The 19,976-nt window shown below is 61.7% G+C and carries 25 protein-coding genes and 1 pseudogene; 9 read left to right on the plus strand and 17 right to left on the minus strand.

Annotation, left to right across the window (positions count from 1 at the left end; translation table 11 throughout):
* Positions 1-2: 2 nt before the first annotated feature.
* Positions 3-1,460 carry an NCS1 family nucleobase:cation symporter-1 gene (locus ACFSOZ_RS31215; protein ID WP_379104478.1) on the minus strand — a complete coding sequence of 486 codons (1,458 nt, stop codon included), beginning with the start codon at positions 1,458-1,460 and terminating at the stop codon, positions 3-5.
* A 294-nt stretch (positions 1,461-1,754) separates the two neighbouring features.
* Between ACFSOZ_RS31215 and ACFSOZ_RS31220 the strand changes: the two genes are divergently transcribed.
* Entirely contained in the window at positions 1,755-2,057 is a 303-nt protein-coding gene (locus ACFSOZ_RS31220) for a DUF982 domain-containing protein (protein WP_378917335.1), read from the plus strand.
* A 101-nt stretch (positions 2,058-2,158) separates the two neighbouring features.
* On the opposite strand, the gene ACFSOZ_RS31225 is transcribed toward ACFSOZ_RS31220, so the two are convergent.
* The 4 genes and pseudogenes from ACFSOZ_RS31225 to ACFSOZ_RS38840 form a co-directional block, all read right to left on the minus strand.
* Positions 2,159-2,518, minus strand: a complete 360-nt coding sequence (locus ACFSOZ_RS31225; protein WP_379104480.1) for a YybH family protein — start codon at positions 2,516-2,518, stop codon at positions 2,159-2,161.
* 337 nt (positions 2,519-2,855) lie between these two features.
* Positions 2,856-3,200: a LysR substrate-binding domain-containing protein gene (locus ACFSOZ_RS31230; protein WP_379104482.1), complete on the minus strand. Its 345-nt coding sequence runs from the start codon at positions 3,198-3,200 to the stop codon at positions 2,856-2,858.
* A gap of 131 nt (positions 3,201-3,331) precedes the next feature.
* Positions 3,332-4,183 (minus strand): PhzF family phenazine biosynthesis protein, encoded by an 852-nt coding sequence (locus tag ACFSOZ_RS31235; protein WP_379104484.1) that lies wholly within the window; start codon positions 4,181-4,183, stop codon positions 3,332-3,334.
* Positions 4,184-4,241: 58 nt separating this feature from the next.
* Positions 4,242-4,385: pseudogene (locus ACFSOZ_RS38840) on the minus strand (transposase domain-containing protein); the annotation flags it as partial.
* A gap of 148 nt (positions 4,386-4,533) precedes the next feature.
* Here ACFSOZ_RS38840 and ACFSOZ_RS31245 point away from each other — a divergent pair.
* From ACFSOZ_RS31245 to dusA, 3 genes are all read left to right on the plus strand, one after another.
* Complete coding sequence (locus tag ACFSOZ_RS31245) at positions 4,534-4,926, plus strand: calcium-binding protein (protein ID WP_379104486.1); 393 nt, start codon at positions 4,534-4,536, stop codon at positions 4,924-4,926.
* Positions 4,869-5,639: a calcium-binding protein gene (locus ACFSOZ_RS31250; RefSeq protein ID WP_379104488.1), complete on the plus strand. Its 771-nt coding sequence runs from the start codon at positions 4,869-4,871 to the stop codon at positions 5,637-5,639. The genes ACFSOZ_RS31245 and ACFSOZ_RS31250 overlap by 58 nt, the downstream gene beginning before the upstream one ends.
* Positions 5,640-6,011: 372 nt before the next feature.
* The gene (dusA, locus tag ACFSOZ_RS31255) at positions 6,012-7,010 is read left to right on the plus strand and encodes a tRNA dihydrouridine(20/20a) synthase DusA (RefSeq protein WP_379104490.1); all 999 of its coding nucleotides are present in this window, start codon (positions 6,012-6,014) and stop codon (positions 7,008-7,010) included.
* Between the two features lie 16 nt (positions 7,011-7,026).
* On the opposite strand, the gene ACFSOZ_RS31260 is transcribed toward dusA, so the two are convergent.
* Complete coding sequence (locus tag ACFSOZ_RS31260; protein ID WP_379104492.1) at positions 7,027-7,728, minus strand: TIGR02281 family clan AA aspartic protease; 702 nt, start codon at positions 7,726-7,728, stop codon at positions 7,027-7,029.
* A gap of 7 nt (positions 7,729-7,735) precedes the next feature.
* Positions 7,736-7,969: a DUF1289 domain-containing protein gene (locus ACFSOZ_RS31265; RefSeq protein WP_379104494.1), complete on the minus strand. Its 234-nt coding sequence runs from the start codon at positions 7,967-7,969 to the stop codon at positions 7,736-7,738.
* Between the two features lie 201 nt (positions 7,970-8,170).
* Here ACFSOZ_RS31265 and ACFSOZ_RS31270 point away from each other — a divergent pair, with 201 nt between their 5' ends.
* A complete protein-coding gene (locus ACFSOZ_RS31270) occupies positions 8,171-9,169 on the plus strand; it encodes a nicotinate-nucleotide--dimethylbenzimidazole phosphoribosyltransferase (RefSeq protein ID WP_379104572.1) in 999 nt (332 codons plus the stop codon).
* 32 nt (positions 9,170-9,201) lie between these two features.
* Here the strand turns inward: ACFSOZ_RS31270 and ACFSOZ_RS31275 are convergent, their stop codons facing one another.
* On the minus strand, positions 9,202-10,731 hold the full coding sequence (locus tag ACFSOZ_RS31275; protein WP_379104496.1) for a sensor histidine kinase: 1,530 nt from the start codon (positions 10,729-10,731) through the stop codon (positions 9,202-9,204).
* Positions 10,732-10,805: 74 nt separating this feature from the next.
* On the opposite strand from ACFSOZ_RS31275, the gene ACFSOZ_RS31280 reads away from it, so the two are divergent.
* From ACFSOZ_RS31280 to ACFSOZ_RS31295, 4 genes are all read left to right on the plus strand, one after another.
* Positions 10,806-11,426 (plus strand): thermonuclease family protein, encoded by a 621-nt coding sequence (locus ACFSOZ_RS31280; RefSeq protein WP_379104498.1) that lies wholly within the window; start codon positions 10,806-10,808, stop codon positions 11,424-11,426.
* Positions 11,427-11,482: 56 nt separating this feature from the next.
* The gene (locus tag ACFSOZ_RS31285; protein WP_379104500.1) at positions 11,483-12,094 is read left to right on the plus strand and encodes a glutathione S-transferase; all 612 of its coding nucleotides are present in this window, start codon (positions 11,483-11,485) and stop codon (positions 12,092-12,094) included.
* Complete coding sequence (locus ACFSOZ_RS31290; protein WP_379104502.1) at positions 12,034-12,759, plus strand: uracil-DNA glycosylase family protein; 726 nt, start codon at positions 12,034-12,036, stop codon at positions 12,757-12,759. Before ACFSOZ_RS31285 ends, ACFSOZ_RS31290 begins: the two co-directional genes overlap by 61 nt.
* 108 nt (positions 12,760-12,867) lie before the next feature.
* Complete coding sequence (locus ACFSOZ_RS31295; protein ID WP_006205209.1) at positions 12,868-13,359, plus strand: Lrp/AsnC family transcriptional regulator; 492 nt, start codon at positions 12,868-12,870, stop codon at positions 13,357-13,359.
* Positions 13,360-13,373: 14 nt separating this feature from the next.
* On the opposite strand, the gene ACFSOZ_RS31300 is transcribed toward ACFSOZ_RS31295, so the two are convergent.
* From ACFSOZ_RS31300 to mobA, 9 genes are all read right to left on the minus strand, one after another.
* Positions 13,374-13,943 (minus strand): DUF3299 domain-containing protein, encoded by a 570-nt coding sequence (locus ACFSOZ_RS31300; RefSeq protein ID WP_379104504.1) that lies wholly within the window; start codon positions 13,941-13,943, stop codon positions 13,374-13,376.
* A 46-nt stretch (positions 13,944-13,989) separates the two neighbouring features.
* On the minus strand, positions 13,990-14,571 hold the full coding sequence (locus ACFSOZ_RS31305) for a GNAT family N-acetyltransferase (RefSeq protein WP_379104506.1): 582 nt from the start codon (positions 14,569-14,571) through the stop codon (positions 13,990-13,992).
* Complete coding sequence (locus ACFSOZ_RS31310) at positions 14,531-15,235, minus strand: DNA alkylation repair protein (protein ID WP_379104508.1); 705 nt, start codon at positions 15,233-15,235, stop codon at positions 14,531-14,533. Before ACFSOZ_RS31310 ends, ACFSOZ_RS31305 begins: the two co-directional genes overlap by 41 nt.
* Positions 15,236-15,243: 8 nt before the next feature.
* On the minus strand, positions 15,244-16,113 hold the full coding sequence (locus tag ACFSOZ_RS31315) for an NAD(P)-dependent oxidoreductase (protein ID WP_379104510.1): 870 nt from the start codon (positions 16,111-16,113) through the stop codon (positions 15,244-15,246).
* 111 nt (positions 16,114-16,224) lie between these two features.
* Entirely contained in the window at positions 16,225-17,094 is an 870-nt protein-coding gene (locus ACFSOZ_RS31320) for an ABC transporter permease (protein ID WP_379104512.1), read from the minus strand.
* Positions 17,091-17,810, minus strand: a complete 720-nt coding sequence (locus tag ACFSOZ_RS31325) for an ABC transporter permease (protein ID WP_379104514.1) — start codon at positions 17,808-17,810, stop codon at positions 17,091-17,093. The genes ACFSOZ_RS31320 and ACFSOZ_RS31325 overlap by 4 nt, the downstream gene beginning before the upstream one ends.
* A 75-nt stretch (positions 17,811-17,885) precedes the next feature.
* Positions 17,886-18,671, minus strand: coding sequence for an ABC transporter substrate-binding protein (locus tag ACFSOZ_RS31330; RefSeq protein WP_379104516.1), 786 nt, complete (start codon positions 18,669-18,671; stop codon positions 17,886-17,888).
* A gap of 157 nt (positions 18,672-18,828) precedes the next feature.
* Positions 18,829-19,338 (minus strand): molybdopterin-guanine dinucleotide biosynthesis protein B, encoded by a 510-nt coding sequence (gene mobB / locus ACFSOZ_RS31335; protein ID WP_379104518.1) that lies wholly within the window; start codon positions 19,336-19,338, stop codon positions 18,829-18,831.
* Positions 19,335-19,967: a molybdenum cofactor guanylyltransferase MobA gene (gene mobA, locus ACFSOZ_RS31340; RefSeq protein ID WP_379104520.1), complete on the minus strand. Its 633-nt coding sequence runs from the start codon at positions 19,965-19,967 to the stop codon at positions 19,335-19,337. Before mobA ends, mobB begins: the two co-directional genes overlap by 4 nt.
* Positions 19,968-19,976: the final 9 nt, after the last annotated feature.

Raw genomic sequence — 19,976 nt, forward strand, 5'->3', positions numbered from 1 at the left:
CGTCAGGCCTTCGCGGTCTTGGCGCCGGCACCGAGTGCCGCGGTGCGCAGCACGTAGTAGATGATGCCGGCGATGGCGACGCCGAAGAACCAGCCATAGACGCCCCACCAGGACGGCAGCCAGTTGGTGAAGTTGGGCAGGATCGACGAGAAGATGGCGCCGATGCCGGCGGCGATGAAGGCATTGACGTGCCAGCCGCCCTGGAAGCGGAATTCGCCGTCCTCGCGATAAAGCGCTTCGACGTCGACCTCACCTTTGCGGATCAGATAATAGTCGACCATCATCACCCCGAAGATCGGTCCCATCGTCGCGCCGATGATGTTGACGAAGGAGGCGGCGCTGCCTTCCCACGGCGCGAAGGGATAGAGCACGAGCGCAATCAGCGCCGCGATATAGCCGCCCTTCTTAAAGTCGATCTGCCTGGGAAAGACGTTGGAGAAGTCGAAGGCCGGCGACACGAAGTTGGCGACGACGTTGATGCCAAGCGTCGCCACGGCGAAGGTCAGGGCCGCAAGGGCGGCCAGGAACCAGCTGTCGAATTTGGCCGAGATCTGGTCGGGGTGCAGCAGCACCTCGTGATAGACGTCATAGGCGGCAATGGTGGTGACGCCGGCGACCAGAGAGAACAGGATGAGGTTGACCGGCAGGCCCCAGATGTTGCCCTTGCGCAGCGACGCCTGATCGGGCGCATAGCGGGCGAAATCGCAGAAGTTGAGATAGAGCGCCGAGAAATAGGTCACCCAGATCGCGGCCACCGCAAACAGCGCAGTCCACGAACCCGGCGTGCCCGGCACGCCCGCATCCTTGGTCTTCTCCAACAGCACGTCCATAGGGATGTCGCTGGTGAAGGCGAAGGTTCCGGATTTGACGCACAGGTAAATCGCCAGGATCAGCATCATCACCCAGACCGCCGGACCAGCCCAGTCCTGGAAGCGGCGCACTGTTTCCATACCGCGCTGGATGATCAGCAGCTGCAGCGCCCAGATGACGACAAAGCAGATCACTTCCAGGCCGGAATGACCAAGGAAATGCGTGTTGGCGTTGAAATCGGCGAACCATTGCGAGCGGATCAAGAGCGCCACGATGGCGCCGGAGGCGGCGGCGGTCTGCGCGCCGTACCAGAAGCAGGCGACGATGGCGCGCACCAGAGCTGGTATGTTGGCGCCCCAGATGCCGAAAGAGGCGCGGGCAAGCACGGGGTAGGGCACGCCGGTCTTCACGCCGGCATAGCCGACCATGTTCATCAGCGCGTAGATGATCAGTGAACCGATGCCGATGGCGATGATGAAGTTGACGAAGCCGCCACAGAACAGGAACAGGCTGGCGGCCAGGTAGTAGCCCCAGAGGCTGTGAACGTCCGACGTCCAGACGTTGAAGATCGAGAATGGTCCCCAGTTTCGAACTTTGGCCGGAGCCAGATCCTCGTTGTACAGATCAGGTGACGCGCCTTGTATCGTCATTCAAATATCCTCCCCTTGATTGCCCGCGCGCCGCCGCGCGTTGGCCCCGCAAGGTAAGCCTGACGCAGGGGAACCGACAAGCAATCCATTTGCCGGCTTTGGCCTTAAAGATATTCAATGAGAACCGCGATTATCGTTCGGATGCGATGGTGGGCCGCTTTGCATTTGTCGGTCGAGTGATTCGAATTTTCGGCGTCTCGCGATTTTTCAAAATTCCGCTTCTTGCACGGAACCAAGCTGCGGATGGCGCGTTTCATTGGGTTCGATCGTGCAGCGGTCGACCGGGAGGAAACGATGGATTATCTGCATTTCTTTTCGCCCGTGCGGATTTCGCGCGGGCAGGGACATCCTGCTGAAGAAATCGATAGTGTTGCCGAGGCCATGGTGTTCTTGCGGAAATGGCCGACGGGACGGCGCGGTCCGGTCTATCAGTGCGCGCTGAATTGCTGCTCGGCCGCCTTGTCGGGCCAGATGTCGGCCGAGGAAGCAAGGAAAGCGTTTACAGGCTTTGCCCGCATCACGCGCCTTCTCGACGATGACATGGCGTTGCCGCTCGGCGGCGAAGGCGAAGCCAAGGTGTATGCGCTGAGGCGGTAAGCGCCGTTCTCTTGATGATTTTGCAAGGTCTCGCGCCGTGGTGGCGCGGGTCTTGTTTTGGTGCGTTCCGAGAATGACGGGCGTCCGAATAGAGGCTGCCCTCAGGTGACGGAATAACGGTCGATCACCCAAAGCCAGCTGCCATCGTCTTGCCGTCGGGCAACCTCGCTGGTCACGTCGCCATCGGGGAGCCGGGTCGACGTGAGCGCAAGATCGCCGCATATGAGGGCGGGGCGCTGCTCTCCCATGGCAAACTTTCGTCCTGACGCGACAATCTCGACATAGTGGCCGCGAATGGCCTCCCTGCCGCGCAGCAAATTTCCGCCGCCGCAGTCGATCACCGCATCGGGTTCGAACAGGGCCATCATGCCGTCGACGTCGCCTGCGTGCTGCCGCGAAACCAGCAGGGGCTCCAGTTGCTGGGGATCGTAGACAGGCTTTTTCCCGGCTGGATCGTTCATGCTTGCCTCCACTTGTCATCCAGTCGAAATCTTATCGCAAACTGTTCGGCACCGTCCGTGACAGGTCGAGGAATTTTCTGGATCAGCGATGCGATCGGGCTCAGCAGTTGAGGGCGTGCCAATCGTGGGGCGAGATGCCCGCCTGGAAGCGAGAACGGCTGCACGTCGAGCTAGGGAGGGGGTGGCAAGCTCGCGGTTCGCCGCCTTTGCAAGAAGCGGCGCACGGCAGGGTCTGCTTCCAGCCCGATCGCTTGTTCATAGGCTTCGCCCGCCGCGACCATGTCCCCCATTCGCGCATGAAGCTCGGCACGACTTCCCTTCTGCATAATTTGATAGTTCAGCGCCGCCCGTCTGACTCATTGGATGCCGCTCTCACCGAAACGCCGTTCTTGCCGGCCAACTTTGCGGCCAGATACTCGCCAAGTAGATTCACTCTGAGGTGACGTCGCGTGCCGGGAGGCGTGACCCAGTGGATGGCGCCGCCTGGGAGAGCCCAGCCGTCGAGAAGCCGCTCGATGCGCCCGTCGGCCAACTCCTCCACGATCATGAACTCGGGCACCACTGCTATCCCCATACCGGCGTACAATAGCGGCATCGAGCCGTCGCTCGTGTTCGCTCGCAGCGGTCCCGACGGTTTTACCGCAAACCATTTCTCCTGCGGTGCTCGTGAAGCGCCGGACATCCAACCCGGTGTAAGTCAGGCATGGAAGAGAAGCGAGATCGAGCGGATGGTAACCGTCCGGAGAAGGCCGCAAGTTAGGCGGCCTGATCGGGTGGGGACTTCGATGGCTGCGAGTACGAATTTGGTTCAAATCAAAAGGCTACAACGCCCTTGATACAAGTCTTAACGTCGCCGCCGATCCAAATCTGGTCATCGACCTGCTCCACATGAACACGTCCTTCCCTTCCAAGGACAGTACCCTGGCTGGCAATGTAAGACGAGGGCGCGATGCCGCTTCCGATCAACCATTGGGCGATGCCCGCGTTCAGGCTGCCGGTTACAGGATCTTCAAAACCGGCAGCGGTAAAGGCGCGCACCTCGAAATTTGCATCCGGCCCCTCTTTCATAGGGTCCCAGGGAGCAACAACACCGACCCGCAGTCCGGACAGCACGGCAAAATCCGGGCGTAGCGCCAAGACATCAGTCCTGGAGCGTAGTAGGACAGCAAGCCAGCCAGGGCCATTGTCCACCCAGTTGGCGTCGACGATGACATCAGAGGCCAACCGCAGACCGTTGATAGCTCGCGTTAGCGTGTCGAGTTCCACCGGGCCCGAGCGGCGTAGCTGGGGGGCTTCGAAAGAAAGCCGTTCATTGTCGCACCGAATGCGGACAAGTCCTGCTTCGCACTCTTGGATAATGTCACCGCTCTTTGGTCGCCCACCGGAGGACAGCCACACATGGCAACTTCCCAAGGTAGGGTGACCCGCGAAGGGCAATTCAGCAGCAGGCGTGAAGATGCGAACGCGGTAGTCGACATCCGCCGACTTCGGCTGTAAAAGGAAGGTCGTTTCGCTAAGGTTCGTCCACCTTGCGAAGGCGGCCATCTCAGACGCGGTCAAGGAATCCGCTCCTATGACAACCGCCAACGGGTTACCTAGCAACGCTCTGGAAGAGAAAACATCAACCTGGTGGAATGAAAATTTTTTGGTTCCGTGTCTCACCATGGCATCCTGACGTTTCGAATTTATGCGGCCTTTCCGCATTTGGGTAAAATTTAGCTGACTGCCAATTCCACGGAAGTAACTCTTCAAGCCGTTTGACAGGTATGTCGGCAATACGGGCGAGAACATCGCCAAGCCAGGCCTGCGGATCGATGTCGTTGAGTATGGCGCTCATGATGAGCGTCGCCATGAAGGCGGCACGGTCAGCGCGGTTCCTATTAGGCATCAGCACCGCTTCCTCGGGTCCGCGTTGATGGCCTCCGCCAGCGCACCTGCTCATTTGCGTGAGCGTACGTCGACGATCGTTCTCGTCGGAGTGTGCTGCTCACTGCCTCAAAGCATGAAGATTATTCTTGAACTATGTCGACAATGCCGGCGACCAGGTCATTGAGACCATCGGCCAGGGCACCGACAATGTGCAGGCCTATGTCAGCTTCAATCTCTCCGGCCAGGAGCTGGAGAACCTGCAGCTGAGAAGCAACGGCAACATCAACGGCACCGGCAATTCCATCGCCAATGTCATTACCGGCAATTCGGGCGTCAACATCCTGATCGGCCTTGGCGGCAACGATACGCTGGACGGCAAGGAGGGTGCCGACACCATGCAAGGCGGCATCGGCAACGACACCTACTATGTCGACAATGCCGGCGACCATGTCATTGAGACCATCGGCCAGGCACCGACAATGTGCAGGCCTATGTCAGCTTCAATCTCTCCGGCCAGGAGCTGGAGAACCTGCAGCTGAGAAGCAACGGCAACATCAACGGCACCGGCAATTCCATCGCCAATGTCATTACCGGCAATTCGGGCGTCAACATCCTGATCGGCCTTGGCGGCAACGATACGCTGGACGGCAAGGAGGGTGCCGACACCATGCAAGGCGGCATCGGCAACGACACCTACTATGTCGACAATGCGGGCGACCATATCGTTGAGACCATCGGCCAGGGCATCGACAACGTGCAGGCCTATGTCTCCTTCAACCTCACCGGCCAGGAGCTGGAGAACCTGCAGCTGCGCACTTCGGCGTCCATCAACGGCACCGGTAATTCGATTGCCAATGTCATCGGCGGCAATTCCGGCAACAACATAATCAATGGCCTCGGTGGCAACGACACGCTGTCAGGCGCGCAGGGCAACGACAGCTTCGTCTTCACCACGGCTCTCGATGCCTCGACCAATGTCGATACCATCACCGACTTCTCGGTGGTCGACGACACCATCCAGGTCGACAATTTGATCTTTGCAGCGCTCGGCGGCAACGGCACGCTGACGGCCGATCAGTTTGTCGCCAACGCGTCGGGCACCGCTGACAATACCAGCCAGCACATCGTTTACGAGACCGACACTGGCTGGCTCTACTATGACAGCAACGGCAGCACCGCTGGAGGCTCGACCCATTTCGCCACGCTGGCCGCCAACCTCGCGCTGACCAACGCCGATTTCGTCGTGGTGTGAGGGAAGCAGGCAAACGACAGAAGCGGCGAGGGACTTGCCTACATCGCACATGTCGTCGATATGACGGTCGATGAGTTCGCCGAAAGTTTTCAGGCGCGCTAAACGGGACTTGGTCGGCGTCTCACCGCGATCGACTTGGCGCTCGGTTTCGGTTGCCCAGCGCCGTGCGTCGTCTCGGCGCAGGAAGGTCTCGCTGACGTAACGGCCCTTGCGACGGACTTGGACCCGCCAGGACGAGAGCTTTGTGTAGGTGGCCATTTTTCGTGTGCGCTCCGTGTGCACTGAGAGATCGAAATGTGGCGAAAATGGTCGTATTCTGGCGTAAATTCGTGTGCACTCGGCAGGTTCTAACGATTTGATGTTAAAAGTAAAATGCTGAAAAATCAAGAACATAGGCTTGCCATTGCCCCAATGATGGACTGGACGGACCGGCATTGCCGGTTCTTCCATCGCCAGATGACGAGCCGTGCGCTGCTTTACACCGAGATGGTGGTGGCCGACGCGGTCATCCAGGGCGCACGCGAGCGGCTGCTCGCCTTCGATAACGCGGAACATCCGGTCGCATTGCAGCTTGGTGGTTCGGACGCCGGAAAACTTGCCGAGGCGGCGCGCATTGGCGAGGCCTTTGGCTATGACGAGATCAACCTCAATGTCGGGTGCCCGTCCGATCGCGTCCAGTCCGGCACGTTCGGCGCCTGCCTGATGAAAGTGCCCGACCTCGTCGCCGGCTGCGTCGCGGCGATGAAAGCGGCGGTGACAATTCCCGTCACCGTCAAATGCCGCATCGGCGTCGACGAACAGGACCCGGAACCCGCACTTGATGCGCTGGCGGACGGTGTTTTCGACGCCGGCGCCGACGCGCTGTGGGTGCATGCTCGCAAGGCATGGCTGGAAGGGCTGAGCCCCAAGGAAAACCGTGACATCCCGCCGCTCGACTATGGACGCGTCTATCGTCTGAAGGCCAGAAAGCGAAACGAATTCATCGGCATCAATGGCGGTATTCAATCGATCGAAGAAGCGCGGGCGCATCTCGACCATGTCGACGGCGCCATGCTTGGCCGCGCCGCCTATCACACGCCCGGAATTCTGGCTGGCGTTGACGCCGCTTTCTATGGCGCCAGGCCCTACGCCTTTGATTTCGCCGCGCTGATCGATTCGATGGCAGAATACGCGGCCCGCCATATCGAGCAGGGCGGGCGGCTTGGCCATGTCACCCGCCATATGGTCGGTCTGTTCCATGGCTTGCCCGGCGCGCGCCGTTACCGCCAGATCCTGTCCACCGACGCGACCCGGCCGGGTGCCGGACCGGACGTGCTGAAGACGGCTTTCGCAGCCGTCGAGTTCGGTGGGGCGGCGGCGGAAGCGGCCTGACGCGTTCGGTTCGGGGTCAATCCCTGAGGATCATCCGGTCGCCGCGCACATCGAAGCCCGACAACGAGCCGATGAAGTTCATGCCAAGCAGGCTCTGGCTGAGCATGCCGGGTGCTGCGACCATCACCGACATGTCTTTGCGCACGATGCCGCCGATCGCCAGTTGATCGGTCTTCACGGCCGCTGCGCGCGCCATGCCGTTGGCGGTCGAAACCGGTATGGTGTAGTTGAGCGCCGCTGGATTGAACCCGGACGCCTGGGCGTCCTCGGAGGTCAGCACGGTGCTCGTCGCGCCGGTATCAATCACGGCGCGCACCGGATTGCCGTTGATCAGGATGCGGGCTTCGAAATGGCCGTTGTCCGCCTTGTCGAGCGTCACCGTGGCGTGGCCGTCTTCGACGCCCAAGGCGAGCGGGCTGCCGGGAACAAGGCCCGCGGTCACCCGGCTGGCGAAATCCTGCAGTTCATAGCGATACTGGTAACCGGCGATCAGCGCCAGCGCGATGGCCGCCCAGGCGCCGAGGTTGCGGGCCATGGCGCCCAAGGGCCTGCCCGAGCGAAGCAGGCCGGCGCCGATCAGCGCGCCGAAGGCGCCGAGCCAGATCAGCCGGCCAAAATCGTAATTCTCGACGCCGAGCGTGCTGCCGCCGGAATCGTTGACCATGAGCAGGACTGCTCCCACCCCGATCACGGCAATCAGTATCCAGAACAACCTCATCTGCGTCTCACGAAAGCACGTCGCGTTCGCGCGCCATGCGGGTGCGGCGCGTTTCCCGGCGCGGCCGGCGCTCGACCGTGTCCAGCCGGGCAGGCAATTCAGCCATGACGCTGCGGCGTGTTTCCGGCGTCATTGCGATCCAGGCGCCGATTTCCTCGCGCGTGCGACCGCAGCCGAAGCAGAAGCCGGTTTTCATGTCGATCGAACAGACCAGGATGCACGGGGATTCGATGGCCGTCATGACTTTCTCTTGAGGGTCTCTATCCGGAATCCCTTTGTTCCATCTCCACATGGTGCAACGGCAAAGCCAATGCAAGCCCTCACAATTGCGCCGTGCGCAGCCGCCTTCGCGGCAAAGGGTGGAGGGATAATCCAAGAGGTTGTGCCAACCGCGCAAGGCGGCTATGCCGCTCACCAACTCCACGGAATGACCGCCAACGACATGACCAGCGCGCTGCCTTTCGATGATTTTCGCAACCTGCTGGCCAACCTGCCGGCGGCCGACACGACGGCCGAGGCGCGTGTGCGCGCGCTGTTTGCCAAGGCCGACAAGCCCAGGAGTTCGCTTGGCCGGGTCGAGGACATCGCCGCCTGGCTCGCCGCCTGGAGCGGGCGTGCTCCACCCGCCGTGACAAGGCCGCTGATGGCGGTCTTTGCCGGCAATCACGGCGTTACCCGGCATGGCATTTCGCCCCGGCCTGTGGCGGCGACCGCCAACGCGGTTGAGCTTTGTGCCGCCGGAGGTGCTGCGATCAACCAGATCTGCATCGCCAACGATCTCGGGCTGAAGGTTTTCGATCTTGCCCTGCACGTCCCGACCGCTGACATGACCGAGGATGCCGCGCTCGACGAGCGTGGCTGCGCCGCCACCATGGCCTTCGGCATGGAAGCGATCGCCGGCGGCACCGATCTGCTTTGCCTCGGCGATCTCGGCGTCGGTAACTCCACCGTCGCTGCTGCCATGTTTGCGGCGCTGTTCGGGGCTAGAGGCGCCGACTGGGTCGGCCCGGGATCCGGCGCCGACGCGGCGATGCAGACACGCAAGGCGGACGTGGTCGATGCGGCGCTGGCCTTTCATAGCGACCATCTCGGCGACCCGCTAGAGGCGCTGCGCCGGGTCGGTGGCCGAGAGTTCGCGGCGATTGCCGGCGCCATCCTCGCCGCACGGATGCAGAAGATACCGGTGCTGCTCGACGGATTGGCGGCAACGGCCGCTGCAGCGGTGCTGCATGCCGCCAATCCCGCCGCGCTCGACCATTGCCTTCTTGCCAGCCTGTCGCCGGAGCCCGCCCACGCCCGCGCCGCCGAACGCCTCGGTCTTCGCCCGTTGCTCGACCTGGGCATCAGCCATGGCGAAGGGGCAGGGGCTGCTCTTGCCGCAGGACTGCTCAAGGCGGCGGCGCTGACCAGCTCAGGCATGGCGGCGGCCGTTCGGGGTTAGGGGCCAGGCGCGCCCAATCCAGGTTACGTCTACTACCGCCGCCGCGCCGCCACGGCCGCCACTGCCGCGGTCGGCAGCGCCGGCAGTTCCTCCATCACCCGGCTCAGCGGGAAGATGGCGATCGCCTCGGTGCCTTCGCGCAGCTTGGAGTGAAGTTGGAACTCGCCGCCATGGATGGCGAGCAGGCCCTGCACGATCGGCAGGCCAAGCCCGGTGCCTTGCTCGGCGCTCTTGATGGCGATCGAACCCTGGCCGAAGGCCGAGAGCACCACCGGGATTTCGTCTTCGGGGATGCCGGGACCATTGTCCTTGATCGAAATGTACTGTCCGCCACCCGCCGTCCAGCCGACGCGAACGCGGATTTCGCCGCCGGTGGCGGTGAACTTGATGGCATTCGACAGAAGGTTGAGCGTGATCTGCCGCACCGCCCGCTCGTCGGCGAACAGGCGCAGCAACTCGTGCTCGAAATCCTGCACGACACGGATATCCTTGTTGCGCGCCCTCAATTCCATCATGTGACAGCAATCCTCGACGATGTTGAGCAGCATCACCGGCTCCTCGTTGAGTTGGTAGCGGCCGGCCTCGATGCGCGACAGGTCGAGGATCTCGTTGATGAGATCGAGCAGATGCTGGCCGGATTCATGCACGTCATGAGCGTAGTCGCGATAGGTGGGATTGCTCATTGGTCCGAGCACTTCGTTCGACATCACTTCGGAGAAGCCAAGGATGGCATTGAGCGGCGTGCGCAGTTCGTGGCTCATCGAAGCGAGGAACCGGGATTTCGCCAGGTTGGCGTCTTCCGCCCGCCGCCGCGCCTCGTCGGACATCGATTTCGCCGTCTCCAGTTCAGCGACCAGCGCGTCCTTTTCGGAGCGGAACGACAACAGCATCAGGGACGCGCGGTTGAGATCGCGGGCCAGATAGGCGAAGAAGGGCAGCGACACGACCAGCAGCCCGGCCATGATCGCCTCGACCGGCATCCACAGCTTGATGCCGGCATAGGCGTAGAGCGCGACCGGAACGGCAAAGGTCGCCGGCAAGGCGCCGCGCAAGGATGAGGTCACTACCGCGGTCGCCGCCATCGCGAAGAGCAGCACCACCGCCTTGACGACATGGAACTGGTCGACCTGGCAAGTGCTGCAGCCAAGCCAGACGAACCACCCCCAGCCGAGCCCACAGAGGAAGTGGCCGATCAGCAGTTCTCTTTGTGTTTGCAAGGGGTTGAGATCGGAAGCTTCAGTGCGCTCGATGCGCCGCGCCAGGAATGTAACGATGGTGTAGCAGGCGAGCGTGAACAGTGCCCAGAGCCCGATCTCGTTGCCGACGCCGGTAAGCCAGCCGGCTGCCGCGATCGCCAGGACGAGCAGCGGGATGGCGATGGCACTGCTTGTCATCGCGCGGGCATGGAGCTTCAGGAGTTCACGATCAAAATCGGGATTGCCCGCCTGCTGCGAAAGACGGTCGCGCGTCTTGCGCACCGCGCGCGCCACATCGCTGTTGCGATGAGGTTTCCTGCGGTCCACTATGAACTTGTCCGCTGTGTTCGAGCGTTGCAAGGGCATGAAACTTCGATTTATGCGAGCAGCGGTTTCCAAGTGTTAAGCTACGTTCGAATGATTAACCAACCGTTTGCCATATGAGCCGTTCATGGGGGCCAAGGCCGCGCCGGCGATACGTTTCGCCTCCCCGAAGCCCATGGCGCCGGCTGCTGGACTACGGGCTTACCGTCATCATTTTCGGGCTGCTGATCCTGCTGGCCGCTCGCCTCGACCGTGTGGAAACACGCAAGACGGTAGGTGCGGCCATCGTCAGCGACGGCGATTCGATCACGCTTGGCGCCGAGCGCATCCGCATGCGCGGCATCGATGCTCCGGAGTATACGCAGACCTGCCGCAGAAATGGCGCCGACTACCCATGCGGCACACTTGCGCGCCAGTCGTTGGTGCGCCTGATCGCCGGCAAACCCGTCTCCTGTGCCGGCTGGCAGCGCGATCGCTACGGCCGGCTGCTTGGCAATTGCACCGCCGGCGGCAAGGATCTCAACCGTGCGCAGGTCGAGGCGGGCTGGGCGGTCGCCTTCGGCGACTTCGAGAGCGAGGAAGCCATCGCCCGTGCGGGAAAGGCCGGCATCTGGGCCGGCACGTTCGACCAGCCGCAGGACTGGCGCGACAGCCATCACGGCGAAGCCGTCGAGAGAAAGCACGGCACGCTGGCGTCGATCGGTGATGCCGTGCGCGAGATTTTTCGTTTCTGGTGAAGCGCATAGGCGGCTGAACCCAACAAGTTGTCTGGAAAACCGGGAGGAAAGATAGAATGAAGTTGTTCGATGGCGGCCGCGCACCCAATCCGAGGCGGGTCCGCGTTTTCCTGGCCGAGAAGGGGATCGCGGTTCCACTGGTGTCCGTCGACATGGGCGCACTCGAGCACAAGCAGCAAGCGGTCAGCTCGCGCAACCCTTTGCAACGCCTGCCGGTGCTGGAACTCGACGACGGCTCCGTCCTCACCGAATCAGTCGCCATCTGCCGCTATTTCGAGGAGTTGCATCCCGAGCCGGCCCTGTTCGGGCGTGGCGCACTCGGCAAGGCGCAGGTCGAGATGTGGCAAAGACGGATGGAATTCAACCTGCTCAGTTGCGTCGCGCAGGCCTTCCGGCACATCCATCCGGCCATGAAGGAATGGGAAATCCCGCAGATTCCCGAATGGGGCGAGGCCAACAAGCCCAAGGCCGTTGAGTTCCTCAGGCTGCTGGACGATGAACTGGGCAGCCGGGAGTTCATCGCCGGCGACAGCTATTCGATTGCCGACATCACTGGCCTGATCGCCGTCGACTTCATGAAGCCGGCACGCATCAAGGTGCCGGACGAATGCGCCAATGTGTTGCGCTGGCATCAGGCGGTTTCCAGCCGACCGAGCGCCGTTGCCTAACCATGAGCCCGAAAAGTGGAAGCCGGTTTTCGGACGAGATCACGGTCAACGACGATGCGCTCGAAGGCTTCACCGCGACGGTGCGGGCTTGCCGCATCTGCGTCGAAAGTCCGATCGGCCGGCCACTGCCGCACGAACCGCGCCCCGTGCTGCGACCATCGTCCAGCGCCCGCATCCTGATTGCCAGCCAGGCGCCGGGAACCAAGGTGCATCTGTCAGGCATGCCGTTCACCGATGCCTCCGGCGACCGCTTGCGCAGCTGGCTCGGGGTGACAAGCGAGGAATTCTACGACATCGAAAAGTTCGCCATCGTGCCGATGGGCTTCTGCTTTCCCGGCCAGGATGCCAAGGGTGGCGACCTGCCGCCGAGGCGCGAATGCGCGCCGGCCTGGCGCGCACCCTTGATGGCCTTGATGCCGCGGATCGATCTGGTGCTGACGATCGGCATCTATGCGCAGTCCTGGCACGTGGGTGCGGCGCGCCGGGCCTCGCTGACGGAAACGGTGATGGACTGGCGTGCCATCTGGGACGCGCCCGGCAGTCAGAAAGTGCTGCCGCTGCCGCATCCGTCATGGCGCAACAGCGGCTGGCTGAAGAAGAATCCATGGTTTGAAATGGATTTGCTGCCATTCCTGAGATCGGAAATCCGCTATCGTCTCGATTGACCTTTCAGCAAGAAATCACTCGCTTTTTGCCTGATCGGCAGAATTTCTTTCTTGTGAAAGGCCTGGATAAGGCAGAGTATAGGCAATCTATTCCCTTGGGAGCACGATATGGACCGCCTCGATAGAAAAATTCTCCGCCTCTTGCAGGAGGACGCGACACTCGCGGTCGCCGACGTTGCCAAGAAAGTCGGGCTGTCGACGACACCTTGCTGGCGGCGCATCCAGAAGCTCGAGGAAGAGGGCGTCATCAAGCGGCGTGTCGCCATTCTCGACCATGAGAAGGTCAATGTCCGGGTCACCGTCTTCGTGTCGATCCGCACCAATTCGCACAGCCATGAGTGGCTGCGGCGGTTTTCCGAGGTGATCCAGGAATTTCCCGAAGTGGTCGAGTTCTACCGCATGAGCGGCGATGTCGATTATCTGCTGCGCGTCGTGGTGCCCGACATCGCCGCCTACGATGCCTTCTACAAGCGGCTGATCGCCAAGATCGAGATCCGTGACGTTTCGTCGTCCTTCGCCATGGAGCAGATCAAGTACACGACCGAGATCCCGCTCGACTACATGGTGCTGGACAAGGAATCGGGCGCCAACGCCGCTTGAGCTGACGGAACGTCTCAGTTCTTTTTCTTGTTGAGGAAACTCCAAGGTGAGTTCACCGGCAGCGTGATTGTGTCAGGCACGCTGTCGACGCTCACCACATCGGCCTTGCGCACGGTGTAGCCGGACTGGATGACGCTGACGCCATCGAGAATGAACAGCTGGCTTTTCTCCATATCCGGCTTCAGCGCACCGGTAACCGAGACCGGCTGGTAGGCTTCCGACATCTTGTAGGGGCGAGCCGGCGTGACCAGCACGATCTGGTTGGGCGGCGGCGTCGGCATGTGGCTGCAGGCGCCTGTCCACGGCACCAGCAGGAACTGATAGACAAGATCGCCGTCGCGATCGACCGGCAGTGCATAGCCGGCCAGCTGGATAGTTTTGTCCTGCAGGCTCAGGGACAGCGTCTCGCCATGGTCGGGCAATTTTGCCGCGATCATCGGCAGCCCGACGTTTTCGGCCGCGACCTGCGTCGCCGGTCGCAAATCCTTCCAGACTATGTGTGCTGTCTCGGCCGAGGCATTGGCGGCAATCGACACAGACAGTGCAACTGCGAGCGCCATGGTTGATCTGATATGCTTGCTCATCGGCCGCTTCCTTTGGTCTGGAGTAAAGACGCCGCCACCAGCGGCGTCAACGCTCGAGCCGCATCACATGTCGGCGAGAACCGGCCGTGCCGATCTCATGGAACCCGCGCGCCGCAAACATGTCGCGAAAGCCCATGAAACTGTAGCTCGGCGACGCCTGATCGACCGGATAGGCTTCGATCGAGCTGGCGCCCTTGGCAAAGGCATGATCGATGGCCGCGTCGAGCAGTGCGGCAGCCAGCCCGTCTCCACGCAAGGCCCTTGGCACGTAGAAACAAACGATCGACCAGATATCGATCTCGCTGTCGTCCTGATGGCGTGAAAGCCTGCGATAGGTCTGGCGTGGCGCGACCGAGCACCAACCGACGGTCTTGCCGTCAAGATGGGCGAGGATGCCGACCGGCGTGCCGGCATCGACAAGCGCCATCATGGCCCGCTTCTTCTCGTCGTTCTGGACATGCTCGCGGCGGGGCAGATGGCGCCAGGCCATGCACCAGCAATATTTCGGTGCGCCCGGCTGTTCGAACAGGTTTTCGAAATCGGCGCGCGTCGAGCCCGTCACTTCCATGAAACGGATTTTACGTCCGTCAGCCTTTCCTGGCGGCGAGGCGTTCGAGCGTCCTGGCATCCGATAGTTCCTTGACAGCGTCCTTGCCGATCCAGCGCGCGGTCTTGTCGGTCGATTGCGCGAGCCTTTCGGCGACGGCAAGGACAGCAGCGTGCATATCCATCGATCGTTTGCCGATCGAACGAAGGGCCCAGTTCACGCCCTTCTTCACGAAGTTGCGGCTGTCGGTGGCATGCGCTTCGATGATCGGCAGGAAGGCGAGAAAGGTCGCCTCCGGCTCTTTCTTCCGGTGGACGACAGACCAGGCCATCATGGCAAAAGCCGTGCGTCGAACGAATTCCCGTTCATCGGCCGCGAACTCGCCGATCAGTTCTTTCCAGGCGTCCGTGTCGACGAAGAGATCAGAGACGCCATCGACGATATCCCAAGAGTCGAAACTCGACGCCCATTGCCTTGCATCCGCGGCAGAAAACCGCTTCGGGTCGGCCGTGACGGAAGCGATGAACTGCGCCTCCATGATACCGGTCTGCCACAGCGCGAAAGCGCGCTCGTGGTTGCGCTTGATTTTCCTGGCAATCTGCCGCTGCACCCCGTGCGAGATGCCGAGCGCACGTTCGATCTTGATGCCGTAGCGCAGCATGCCAAGGCGATTTTCTTCCGAGCCGATCGAGCGCAGATGCGCGACGATTTCGTCGGCACTCGATTGGGGCGAAAGCTCGGCCATCGCGAACCCTATTTTTCCAGGCGCGCCAGCAGCGAGGACGTGTCCCAGCGCTTGCCGCCCATCGCCTGCACATCCTTGTAGAATTGATCGACAAGTGCGGTCACCGGCAGCTTGGCGCCGTTGCGGTCGGCCTCGGTCAGGCAGATGCCGAGGTCCTTGCGCATCCAGTCGACGGCGAAGCCGAAATCATATTTGCCGGCGTTCATCGTCTTGTGCCGGTTCTCCATCTGCCAGGAGCCGGCAGCGCCCTTGGAAATCACCTCGATCACCTTCTCGATGTCGAGCCCGGCCTTCTTGCCGAAATGGATGCCTTCGGCCAGGCCCTGGACAAGGCCGGCGATGGTGATCTGGTTGATCATCTTGGTGAGCTGGCCAGCACCGGCCGATCCCATCAAGCCGACCATGCGGGCATAGGCTTCGATAACGGGCCTGGCCTTGTCGAAAGCTTCCTGCTCGCCGCCGACCATGACGGTCAGCACGCCGTTCTCGGCGCCGCCCTGGCCGCCGGAGACCGGCGCATCGAGGAACGAAAACCCGCCGGCCAACGCGGCCAACGCCAGTTCGCGTGCGACCTCGGCCGAGGCCGTGGTGTTGTCGATGAAGACCGAACCTTTCTTCATCGTCTGGAAGGCGCCTGCCGGTCCTGTCGTCACTGAACGAAGGTCGTCATCATTGCCGACGCAGGAGAAGACGAAATCCTTGTCCTTGGCCGCCTCCGCCGGCGTCACCGCGAGGCTGCCGCCGTGCTGGCCAACCCATTGCTCGGCTTTGGCCTTGGTGCGGTTGTAGACGGTGACGTCGTGGCCGCCCTTGTTCCGGAGGTGCCCGGCCATCGGATAGCCCATCACGCCAAGACCGAGAAATGCCACAGATGCCATGAGCTTGCCCTTCAGACGGAAACAGAATTTGCTGCGAAAGCTCTAGGCTCTGCGCTCAATTCGTCAAGACGCCTGTGGCCTGATCGACTGGTGCAGGCGGTATGGAACCAGTCAGCGTTTCAGGTGGATGGTGATCCGGCGCTCGATCCATTCAACGCCATGGCGCAATATCTCGACCATGACGAGGTAGACTACGGCAACCCAGATATAGGCCTGGATGTCGAAGGAGTTGGCGAAGGCGAGCTTGGCATTGCCCATCAGGTCGTAGACGGTGATGATGGCGACGATGGCAGAAGCCTTGATCATCAGGATCAGTTCGTTGCCATACGGCCGCAAGGCGACAATCAATGCCTGCGGCAGGATGATCTTGCGCAGCGTCTGCAATTTGTGCAGGCCAAGGGAAGCAGCACCTTCCCACTGGCCCCTGGGCACGCTCTCGATGGCGCCGCGCAGGATTTCCGCCTGGTAGGCGGCGGTGTTCAGGGCAAAGGCAAAGACGCCGCAGTTGAAGGCGTCCTTGAAAAAATCCCAAAGCGTGAATCGGGCAACAGTCAGCCCGTCGCTGATGACCGGAAGGTAGATACCGTATTCGCTGAGCTGAGGCCGGAAAGAGCCGACGCCGTAATAGACGAGAAAAGTCTGGACCAGCAGCGGCGTGCCACGGAAGAAGTAGACGTAGCAGTAGGCGACGCCGGACAGGATCCGGTTCTTGGACATGCGGCCGTAAGCGACGGGGACCGACAGTATCGCACCAAGCACCATCGCTATGGCGACCAGCGACAGGGTGACCCCAAGGCCTTTCAGATAGGCTGGCGCATATTTGGCAAAGAAGGCGGGATTCCAGGCAAGAACCAGATAGGCAACGATGCCCAGCCCGAAGGCTATCCACAGGCAGACGAGCGCATAGCCTGCGATGCGGGGGCGCGGCCAGCCGCGCGCCCGAGGCGGGGGCCGTTCGACCATGGTGGCTGTGGCGCTCATCGTTGTGCCTCCCGTCGGCCGAGCGAGCGCAGGATGGCGCTGGTGGCGAAGGACGACACGACTGCCAGGCCGAGAAAGACCAGGGCCGCCACACTGTAAAACATGAACGAGTGCTTGGTGACGCGAGCGGCCACGCCGGCATTGCGCAACGTCTCGGCGAGACCGACGACTGACACGAGGGACGTGTCCTTGAGCAGGCTAAGCCAGCAGTTCTCAAGCCCGGGAAAGGCGATGCGAAGCAACTGCGGCAAGATCACCTTGCGCATGGTCAGCCAATTCGAAAGGCCGATGGCATAGCCACCCTCATACTGGCCTTTCGGTATGGCGCGGAAGGCGGACAGGAAAACCTCGCTGGCATAGGACGAGAAGATCAGCGCAAGCACGATCATGCCGGCGACGAAGCCGTTGACGTCTATGGTCGCGTCGGGCCGGAAATATCGGATGAGATGCTGCAGCAGGATCGGCACGCCGAAGAAAAACAGGAAGAGGGTCACCAGTTCCGGCAGGCCGCGGAAGACCGTGGTGTAGATGTTGGCTGCAAGGCGCAGCGAGGGTTCTTCGGACTGTTTGGCCAGTGCTATGAAAAAACCGATCGCCAGCCCAATCGGCAGTGTGGCGAGCGCAAGCGCCACGGTGACCAGTGCGCCATAAGCGATATCATCAAGCCAGCCATCGGGTCCCCAACTGAGAAGTGTCCATATGCTCTGGGCTGGCATTGACGGGTCTTGTCTCCACGCTGATCAGGGAAGAGCGAAAGGCGGCGGGAAATTTCCCGCCGCCTTTGTGTATTATCAGGAATCGCCGCCGAAGACGTCGAACTTGAAGTACTTGTCGTTGATTTCCTTGTACTTTCCGTTGGCGCGGATGGCGTCGATGGCAGCGTTGAACTGGTTGACCAGATCGGTCTCACCCTTGCGCACGGCGATGCCGGCGCCAGGTCCGAAGATTTCGACCGGCTGCGGCGACGGCGTGCCGAGAATCTTGCAGCAGGCTCCATCCGGCGTCTCCAGCCACTGGCTCAGAACGACGATGTCGTCTTCAATGGCGTCAAGCCGGCCATTGGCGAGATCGGCCTGCTCTTCCGGGCTGCTCGGATACCCCTTGACGGTGCTGTCGGTGTAGGTCTTCGAGGCATAGTTGAAATGCGTGGTCGTGGTGGCGACGCCGACAGTCTTGCCTGCGAGATCTTCCTTGGTCACGCCCTTCAGCGTGGTGTCCTTCGGCGCGGCAAGGGCCGAGGGCGTGTTGTAGTATTTGTTGGTGAAGTCGACCTTTTCCTTCCGCTCCGGCGTAATCGACATCGAGGCGACGATGGCGTCGAACTTGCCGGCCTGAAGCGCGGGAATGATGCCGTCCCAATCCTGGGCGACGAAGGTGCACTTGACCTTCATCTGGTCACAAAGCGCCTTGGCGATGTCGATGTCGAAACCGACGAGCTGGCCATCGGCGGTGAGGTTGTTGAAGGGCGGGTAGGCGCCTTCGGTGCCGATCCTCAGGGTCTTTTCCTGGGCCTGGGCTACGCCGAGCGTCAGCAGCGCAGCCGATGCGGCAAGCGCGATACGCAGTGCAATACGCATGATAGTCCTCTCTTTATGGTCCCGGCCGTCGTTCCAAACGGCTCTGTGGGGCGGTGCTTTTGACCGCCCGCTGGCGCGATACTCCCATTCTTTCCAAGAAAAAAGCAACTGCAAAACCACAAAAATGGGCAAGACTATTCTGCCGCTACGTTAGCTCTCAAGCAACGAGTCCGGTGGCCCGCTCGATGAAGTCGGCTATTGATTTCACATCGTCGAGATCGAACACCGGCAGGTGCTCGCCTTCGGCAGCAAAATCGGCGGCGACGGCGACGATATCCGGATCACCTGCCGAAAGCGGCGTACGGTCCTTGGCTTCTAGCCGGCGGGTTTCGATCTTACGGTGGGCTTCGCGCTTGTAGCCTTCGATCAGCACCAGATCGCAAGGGGCGAGCCGTGACAGAATCGCCTCCAGTGTCGGCTCATCCTCGCCGCGCAGCTCGTGCATCAGCGCCCAGCGATTGCCGGACACGATCGCGACTTCGGTGGCGCCGGCCTGCCGATGGCGGAAGCTGTCGGCACCCGGCTTGTCGATGTCGAAATCATGATGGGCGTGCTTCACCGTCGACACTTTCCAGCCGCGCCGGACAAGCTCAGCGACCAGCTTTTCGGTCAATGTCGTCTTGCCGGAATTCTTCCAGCCGGTGATGCCGAAGACGCGTCTGTTCATGGTTTCATGCTCTGCAATAGACGTTCGGCCTGAACAAGGTCATTGGGCTCGTTTATGTTGAAGAAAGGGTCTACCGGTTGGCCCGCGGATTGCGGAACCGGGAATTCCACCTCGATAAAATCATGCCGGTCGATGAAGGCCGAAACCCGCCTGATATCCTCATCGACCAGAAAGTGCCGCAAGGCGTCGCGACAGTCCATCGGCCAGAGCGCGAAGGTCGGGTGCCGCTTGCCGTCCGAGCAAGCAACGGCAATCGAACCGGTGCGCTGAACGGTGGCAGTGGTCAGTCGCTCGACAAGATCAAGCGGCAGGAAGGGCGTGTCGCCGGCAGCGGTGACGATTGCCTTGCAAGCCGTGTTGGCAGCAGCCCATTCGAGGCCGGTCAGGATTCCGGCAAGCGGTCCGGCAAAGCCCGTGACCGTGTCGGCAAGCACCGGCAGCCCAAAGTGGGAGAATCGCGCCGGATCGCCGTTGGCGCTGAGCGCCAGGGGTCCGATCTGTGGGCCAAAGCGCGACACGACCTGGTCAAGCACGCGACCACCGCCAAGCGGCAACAGGCTCTTGTCGCCGCCGCCCATTCGTCGTGACTGGCCGCCGGCCAGAATGATCCCCGCAACATCTCGCTTCATGCCATCGAG

Origin of the sequence: Mesorhizobium newzealandense, from assembly GCF_042682145.1 — a bacterium.
Taxonomy (GTDB): domain Bacteria; phylum Pseudomonadota; class Alphaproteobacteria; order Rhizobiales; family Rhizobiaceae; genus Mesorhizobium; species Mesorhizobium newzealandense.

Coding starts and splice junctions, on each gene's coding strand:
- ACFSOZ_RS31280 (WP_379104498.1), top strand. CDS start 10,806: ATGAGCCGTTCATGGGGGCCAAGGCCGCGCCGGCGATACGTTTCGCCT.
- ACFSOZ_RS31220 (WP_378917335.1), top strand. CDS start 1,755: ATGGATTATCTGCATTTCTTTTCGCCCGTGCGGATTTCGCGCGGGCAG.
- ACFSOZ_RS31290 (WP_379104502.1), top strand. CDS start 12,034: ATGCGCCAATGTGTTGCGCTGGCATCAGGCGGTTTCCAGCCGACCGAG.
- ACFSOZ_RS31320 (WP_379104512.1), bottom strand. CDS start 17,094: ATGAGCGCCACAGCCACCATGGTCGAACGGCCCCCGCCTCGGGCGCGC.
- ACFSOZ_RS31235 (WP_379104484.1), bottom strand. CDS start 4,183: ATGGTGAGACACGGAACCAAAAAATTTTCATTCCACCAGGTTGATGTT.
- mobA (WP_379104520.1), bottom strand. CDS start 19,967: ATGAAGCGAGATGTTGCGGGGATCATTCTGGCCGGCGGCCAGTCACGA.
- ACFSOZ_RS31270 (WP_379104572.1), top strand. CDS start 8,171: ATGACCAGCGCGCTGCCTTTCGATGATTTTCGCAACCTGCTGGCCAAC.
- ACFSOZ_RS31295 (WP_006205209.1), top strand. CDS start 12,868: ATGGACCGCCTCGATAGAAAAATTCTCCGCCTCTTGCAGGAGGACGCG.
- ACFSOZ_RS31285 (WP_379104500.1), top strand. CDS start 11,483: ATGAAGTTGTTCGATGGCGGCCGCGCACCCAATCCGAGGCGGGTCCGC.
- ACFSOZ_RS31265 (WP_379104494.1), bottom strand. CDS start 7,969: ATGACGGCCATCGAATCCCCGTGCATCCTGGTCTGTTCGATCGACATG.
- ACFSOZ_RS31275 (WP_379104496.1), bottom strand. CDS start 10,731: ATGCCCTTGCAACGCTCGAACACAGCGGACAAGTTCATAGTGGACCGC.
- ACFSOZ_RS31315 (WP_379104510.1), bottom strand. CDS start 16,113: ATGGCATCTGTGGCATTTCTCGGTCTTGGCGTGATGGGCTATCCGATG.
- ACFSOZ_RS31300 (WP_379104504.1), bottom strand. CDS start 13,943: ATGAGCAAGCATATCAGATCAACCATGGCGCTCGCAGTTGCACTGTCT.
- ACFSOZ_RS31215 (WP_379104478.1), bottom strand. CDS start 1,460: ATGACGATACAAGGCGCGTCACCTGATCTGTACAACGAGGATCTGGCT.
- ACFSOZ_RS31310 (WP_379104508.1), bottom strand. CDS start 15,235: ATGGCCGAGCTTTCGCCCCAATCGAGTGCCGACGAAATCGTCGCGCAT.
- ACFSOZ_RS31230 (WP_379104482.1), bottom strand. CDS start 3,200: ATGTCCGGCGCTTCACGAGCACCGCAGGAGAAATGGTTTGCGGTAAAA.
- ACFSOZ_RS31225 (WP_379104480.1), bottom strand. CDS start 2,518: ATGAACGATCCAGCCGGGAAAAAGCCTGTCTACGATCCCCAGCAACTG.
- ACFSOZ_RS31325 (WP_379104514.1), bottom strand. CDS start 17,810: ATGCCAGCCCAGAGCATATGGACACTTCTCAGTTGGGGACCCGATGGC.
- ACFSOZ_RS31330 (WP_379104516.1), bottom strand. CDS start 18,671: ATGCGTATTGCACTGCGTATCGCGCTTGCCGCATCGGCTGCGCTGCTG.
- mobB (WP_379104518.1), bottom strand. CDS start 19,338: ATGAACAGACGCGTCTTCGGCATCACCGGCTGGAAGAATTCCGGCAAG.
- dusA (WP_379104490.1), top strand. CDS start 6,012: ATGCTGAAAAATCAAGAACATAGGCTTGCCATTGCCCCAATGATGGAC.
- ACFSOZ_RS31260 (WP_379104492.1), bottom strand. CDS start 7,728: ATGAGGTTGTTCTGGATACTGATTGCCGTGATCGGGGTGGGAGCAGTC.
- ACFSOZ_RS31305 (WP_379104506.1), bottom strand. CDS start 14,571: ATGCCAGGACGCTCGAACGCCTCGCCGCCAGGAAAGGCTGACGGACGT.